Below are 6,283 nucleotides of genomic sequence, written 5' to 3'. Positions count from 1 at the left end.
TCTCCGCTACCTTTCTCGTTAATACCCTCTTTCTATACTTTGGTATCCATATAATGTGTACTTTCAAATCATACTGGCTATGGCTACTTTTTCTATAACTCCTCATATCTCTTTATAAATTAGTTGCAAGGTAACTTCATTATATCTTCCCTTCGCCTTTAGGCGAAGGGATTTCTCATCCCCGATAGGGACTTAAACGAATATATATTATATATTAAGCGTGCCTATAGCTTAAACAAGAAATCTATTCTTAATAATTAAGGCAAAACTGCTTTAAACCTTTTGATCTCCTATATAGAACTGTTAACAAAATAACTGTAATTGGTAATTGAATAAGATTTTTGAGAAGATAGCTATCCCTATTTCAAAAAAAAACCTTATAATTTGCAATTAAAAAGAATTTAATGAGCTTTAAAATTATTTTGTTAACAGTTTCATAGGATAAATGCCAAAGGTTGAGCCATTGTAATTAATTAAAAATATTTGTAATCATTTATTGAAATAATTATAAGAAACTCTATATTTTATTTTTTAAGGAAGAGTTTTATTAGAATTTATTTTCAAATTAAACAAAGAATTGCTTTAAAACCCATTTGTTGCATACATCAGTTTTTCAGTATCTTACTGGGACTTGATAATATGTTGTACGGTACGTTATTAAAATCATTATTATAAACAGGCATGCCTGCGTGGACCACAAAACGCATCCGGTGTCACCCCGTGGCTTGTCCACGGCATCTAGTAAAACAACTAAAAGTACTAATAATATTGGTACTTTTAACTAAACCACGTGGTCAAGCCACGGACGGGGTTGACGACGGTAAAACCGATCCATACAGCAATGTCTCCTCGCAATGATGGAAACAAGCTATGCAACAAGACGAGTTTATGCGACCTATTGCATAACCTATCTTATGGAGATATAGACTTAGAAATCTATACCGCCCATGCCACCACGCATTGGCGGCATTGAATCTTCTTTATCAGAAGGTTCGTCAACAATTAAAGTTTCCGTGGTAATAATTAACGAAGCAACGGAAGCAGCATCTTGAAGTGCAGTACGCACTACTTTAGCCGGATCAATAATTCCTGCTTTAATCATATCGACATATTGCATATCTTGAGCATTAAAGCCATAATTTTTATCCTTATGTTCTAATAATTTACCAACTACTACACCACCGTTTGCACCGGCATTTTCAATAATCTGTTTTAGCGGATCCTTTAAAGCTTCTATTACTATCTCAATACCTGCTTGTTGATCCTTATTCTCGACTTTAAGCTTTGTTAAAGTTTGTGATACATGAAGTAATGTTACACCGCCACCGGCAACAACACCTTCCTCAACTGCAGCACGTGTTGCAGCAAGTGCATCTTCAACACGATCTTTACGCTCTTTCACTTCAACTTCCGTAGCACCGCCAACCTTTAATACGGCAACACCACCGGAAAGTTTAGCTAAACGCTCTTGTAGTTTTTCTTTATCATAATCAGAAGTAGTTTCAGCTATTTGAGATTTAATTTGTAATACCCTATCTTCAATATTTTTCTTATCACCGTTACCGTCAACAATTACGGTATTTTCTTTAGAAATTGTTACTCTTTTCGCCGTCCCTAGACTTTTAATACTCACATTTTCAAGCTTCATACCTAAATCTTCAGTAATAAGCTCACCTTTAGTTAGGATAGCAATATCTTCCATCATTGCTTTTCTTCTATCACCAAAACCTGGAGCTTTTACTGCTGCAACTTTTAAACCACCACGTAATCTATTGACTACGAGCGTTGCAAGAGCTTCGCCCTCAACATCCTCAGCAATAATTAATAACGGGCGTTGTGATTGTACTACAGCCTCAAGTATAGGTAACATCGGTTGTAAATTTGATAATTTTTTCTCAAATAGTAAGATGAAAGGATTTTCAAGTTCAGCAACCATTTTCTCGGAATTCGTTACAAAATATGGTGATAGATAACCCCTATCAAACATCATACCGTGAACTACTTCAACATCGAAGCTAAAATTCTTTGCTTCTTCAACGGTTATCACGCCTTCTTTACCGACTTCCTCCATTGCCTTAGCAATTTTCTCACCGATTTCCTTATCACCGTTTGAAGAGATAGTACCAACCTGTGCGATTTCCTCTTGGCTATTGATTTTTTTACTGGATTTTTTAATTTCTTCTACTACTGCGTTTACCGCTAAATCCATACCACGCTTTAAATCCATAGGATTATAGCCCGCTGCGACTAACTTATTACCCTCACGAGCTAATGCTCTAGCAAGTACCGTAGCTGTAGTAGTACCGTCACCGGCTACTTCTGCAGCTTTTGTAGCAGCTGATTTTAATAGCTGAGCTCCTGCATTTCTAATTTTATCTTTTAACTCGATCGATTTCGCAACCGTCACACCGTCTTTGGTAATTTTCGGTGAACCGAATGATTGCTCAATAAGTACATTTCTGCCTTTTGGACCTAAAGTAACTTTTACTGCATCTGCAAGTATGTCAATGCCTTCTAGCATTTGCTCACGAGCTTTTGAACCGTGTTTAATAAGTTTTGTTGCCATATTTAATTTCTCCTTAAAAAATAATTAATTAATAATACCAAATACGTCGCTTTCTTTCATAACGATCAGTTTTTCGCCTTTAATTTCAATTTCGGTACCTGCCCATTTACCGTATAAAACTTTATCACCTACTTTTAGCTCTAAAGGATGAATTTCACCTTTTTTATTACGAATACCGTTACCTACGGCTACTATTTCACCTTGCATCGGCTTTTCTTTTGCGGTATCAGGAATAATAATTCCACCTTTAGTTTTTTCTTCGTGTTCGATAGGCTTTATTGCAATTCTATCATGTAATGGTTTAAAAGACATTTTCACCTCCAATTATTAAATCTTTAAATGTACATACTATATATATTTTATTTTTGCTAGTTCAAGGGGCAAGAATAAATTTTTTTACTGACCTCTTTCAAATTCTTCTTTGTTTATACAAGAGGTCTACTCTTTCTCAAAATCCTCTAAACTGTGCCGTGGTTAGTTTTGTGCCATTGGAAAGGACAGAAAATTATTTCAAATACTGCTTTATATGAAGCTACGGTATGTAACATAAAATAACTAGCCCATAAGATCAAAGCTACTATATCCTGAAATTTTACTTTTCTGCTTTTTAAAGAATTCTTTAATATATACAGAGCAGTACTATAAAGATATATAAAGTGAAAAAATACTATTAACAAGCCATAAATAATTAATTATAGAATTTTTATTTATAACAATAGAAAATATTATAAAAGGTAAACTCCAAAAATTATAGGTAGATAAGCCGATAAAAATATAAATTGTTATTATTTGAGGTAAAGTAAATTTTCGGTATTTATCTTTTTGTGCTTTAAATACAAAAAATGTTTGCAGCAAACCTTTAATCCAGCGGGATTTTTGGTTTAGCCAATTACCTAAACTATTCGGAGCTTCTTCTAGAGTATAGGAATCAAGGATAGCTACTTTATAGTTCTGTGAGTAAATTCTTATACCAAGCTCGGCATCTTCCGTTACATTATCAGCATCCCATCCGCCAAGCTTATTTAATATATCCATTTTAAAATGATTACTAGTACCACCAAGAGGGGTAGGAAGTTTTAATAAACTTAATCATTGCAAGATATATTCAAACCATAAACTATATTCTATATTAAACATTTTGGTTCAAATATTCTCATTTTTATTATAAAAATTGAGCTTATCCTGAAGACAAACATATTCATCAGATAAACTTCTAAACGTTGTTAGAGCTTTAAGTAGATGTTCACGTTCAGGTTTATCTGCAGCATCATATACTACTAGATACTCACCACGTGAATATTCTAAAGCATAATTAAGAGCCTTCGGTTTTTAGTTCTTGGTAGACTTCTTGGAACAAATATAACATGAAAATAAGACGGTAAATTATATAAGGCTATTTCTTTAATCATTAGATAATCATCATCTTCGATAATAATTTTAACGTCTAGCTTATCTTTTGTATAATTAATGAAATATTTTTTATTATTGACCTTAACTTACTTAATTCTTTATATAACGGTACTAAAACTGTATAGACCGGTAAAGCTTTTTCCTCATTCTGAGAAATTTGTGATTCCACCTGATTATTTTGGATGCTACTTGATCTGTTGTCTAGGCAAGGCATTGTTTGCAAAGCGATGCTATCTCTGTCATCCCGCGATTTGATCGTGGGATCCAGTTAAAAATACCAATATTAGTATTTTTAACTACTTTCTGGATACCGTGGTCAAACCACGGTATAACACTGAATACGCTTTTCAATCTGTGCAATCATACCGAAGGCAATTCCCTTACTACCCTTATAAATAACAGGGATTTTAAAATATTTTGCAAACAATAGCTTATATTATTAGCAACATGAAATAAAACCGGCAGATAAATCAATGTGGCTATGAACACGACAAAAAATATTATTACTTTATTGGTATAATTAATATTCTTAGCAATCATTGGTCCAACTTTAAATCCAAGAGCATATTGTACTTTGATACTAGTTATAATGAGCAAAATTTTTTTCTAATAATTTAAAAAATAATATTTCTTGATTAGCATTATGATCTAAAAATATTATTATTACCAAACAATATTTTGAGATCATTTATAGCAGTTATTTTATTACCGTGAACATCTGCATATATAAAATAACCATTCACTACATAAGCTTGTATATAAGAATAATTATAAATTTTAATATAAGAAATATTGCTTATTAGCGGCAATATTTTATTTTCATTATCAATCATTATCTCATGATCAATAATTGCTTCTTCGATAATAGCTTTTAAACTAATGATTTGTTTTTGCCCAATAAGTTTTATCTTTGATTCTTCTTAAGATTACATCTTCAGCTATACATCTAACCATGCTGCAAAACTTATACCTGATATTTTATATTTCTTATTTACAAGACTGTGATCCCAAAAATAACCGATTTGAGTCATTAATGAATTTCTATTCTCTTTACCGAAATTAATTATCTTTGCAGTTCCTAGCTGCTCATAAACTGAACTATCATATACATAGCCGTAATTTTGTCGAGTATGGTATTGTGTAAAACTTGTAAGTATTATGCCGTTTTTCAATTTAATCCCTTCACAAGTAGAAAAATTATAATACATCTTCTTAGAACCGAGATGATTCATTGAATGTCTGAAGCTCAATATATTTTGGTTAAAGATAGTAACAGAGAGGATATTTTTAGACATTCCCATTAGTAAAGATATCTCTCCTAACAAATCTTCTTTAAGTTTTTTACTCTTACTCATTAAAATTTTAGGCTGAGCAGAAATAACAAAATCTTTATCTTCAAATAGCTTCAATTGATAATAAATAGAAGCATCAGTGCTTATGTTTTTTTCATTCAAAAATTTATCTTCTTTGTACAAAAAATGTACTCCTATATTCTGATTATCAGTAATACCATATTCTATTGAACTACTTGCAAATTGTTCATCTTGGTAAGATGATCATTCTACTATCTTCTGCTCTAATCTTTTTATTTGCCACAAGATTTTTGCATGAAGACTCGGCTGATCACTTACTTTTTTTGAGGGACTCCCATAGATAAGTTACTCTTTCTCTCAGGTATAAAACGGCTTCTTCTCTTTGCTTTTTCACGTGTTTTTATATCTTATTAACTTTATTACCCCCTACAATATATCTATATCTTCCCTGCTCTAACAACCATGCCGAGGTTTTACCAAAGAAAGTAAAATAGCAAATATTAATATATCCCCCGATAAAATAACAATTGGATCTAATCAGCGGGTCACGTTTAAAAGCCTAGGTAATATTGGGGCATTAATCTTAGGATTACATAATAGTGTTAAAGTAACAGATCTTAATCATAAGGTATTTATAAATAATACCAATCGAGATAAGATAATTATATTCTCAGGTGAAGATACTAATTTTTATGATAATCCCTACGCTTAAATTTAAGTGTGAATAGGTAACGTCATTGCAAAGAAATTACGTAGTAATTGACTAAGCAACCTCAGGAGTTTATTATTATTTCATGAGATTGCAACGCAGCCTACGGCTGGCTCGCAATGACAGAGTAGTATCCACTCGGGCAATGTGCCTCGCAGCATACGCGTCAAGTTAAGGAAAGTAAGTAAGCAATTAGCAGCGGTTTCATCAAGAGGAGAAGAAAATTAACCGGCTGTTCGTTTGTACAAGCATTAGTATTGGGTAATTTGAGTGATGCTGATTGTA

General features: G+C 32.5%; 8 protein-coding genes. All 8 read right to left on the bottom strand.

Annotated features, from left to right (window positions below; translation table 11 throughout):
- The coding region (locus tag ACKTSD_RS03195) for a transposase (protein ID WP_412707982.1) at positions 1 to 106 on the bottom strand (106 nt) is incomplete at its 3' end.
- Positions 107 to 928: 822 nt separating this feature from the next.
- Positions 929 to 2,566 (bottom strand): chaperonin GroEL, encoded by a 1,638-nt coding sequence (groL, locus tag ACKTSD_RS03190; RefSeq protein ID WP_412707980.1) that lies wholly within the window; start codon positions 2,564 to 2,566, stop codon positions 929 to 931.
- Between the two features lie 24 nt (positions 2,567 to 2,590).
- Positions 2,591 to 2,878, bottom strand: a complete 288-nt coding sequence (locus ACKTSD_RS03185; RefSeq protein WP_014412487.1) for a co-chaperone GroES — start codon at positions 2,876 to 2,878, stop codon at positions 2,591 to 2,593.
- A 327-nt stretch (positions 2,879 to 3,205) separates the two neighbouring features.
- On the bottom strand, positions 3,206 to 3,601 hold the full coding sequence (locus ACKTSD_RS03180) for a glycosyltransferase family 2 protein (protein ID WP_412707979.1): 396 nt from the start codon (positions 3,599 to 3,601) through the stop codon (positions 3,206 to 3,208).
- A gap of 409 nt (positions 3,602 to 4,010) precedes the next feature.
- A complete protein-coding gene (locus ACKTSD_RS03175; protein ID WP_412707978.1) occupies positions 4,011 to 4,145 on the bottom strand; it encodes a hypothetical protein in 135 nt (44 codons plus the stop codon).
- 32 nt (positions 4,146 to 4,177) lie between these two features.
- Positions 4,178 to 4,327, bottom strand: coding sequence for a hypothetical protein (locus ACKTSD_RS07825; RefSeq protein ID WP_456237192.1), 150 nt, complete (start codon positions 4,325 to 4,327; stop codon positions 4,178 to 4,180).
- Positions 4,328 to 4,617: 290 nt separating this feature from the next.
- Positions 4,618 to 4,809, bottom strand: coding sequence for a hypothetical protein (locus ACKTSD_RS03165; protein WP_412707977.1), 192 nt, complete (start codon positions 4,807 to 4,809; stop codon positions 4,618 to 4,620).
- Between the two features lie 105 nt (positions 4,810 to 4,914).
- Positions 4,915 to 5,451, bottom strand: a complete 537-nt coding sequence (locus ACKTSD_RS03160) for a hypothetical protein (protein ID WP_412707976.1) — start codon at positions 5,449 to 5,451, stop codon at positions 4,915 to 4,917.
- Between the last annotated feature and the right edge of the window lie 832 nt (positions 5,452 to 6,283).

This window comes from Candidatus Rickettsia kedanie, assembly GCF_045865205.1.
GTDB classification, from domain to species: Bacteria; Pseudomonadota; Alphaproteobacteria; order Rickettsiales; family Rickettsiaceae; genus Rickettsia; species Rickettsia australis.
This window is presented reverse-complemented; position numbering and strand designations above follow the sequence as displayed.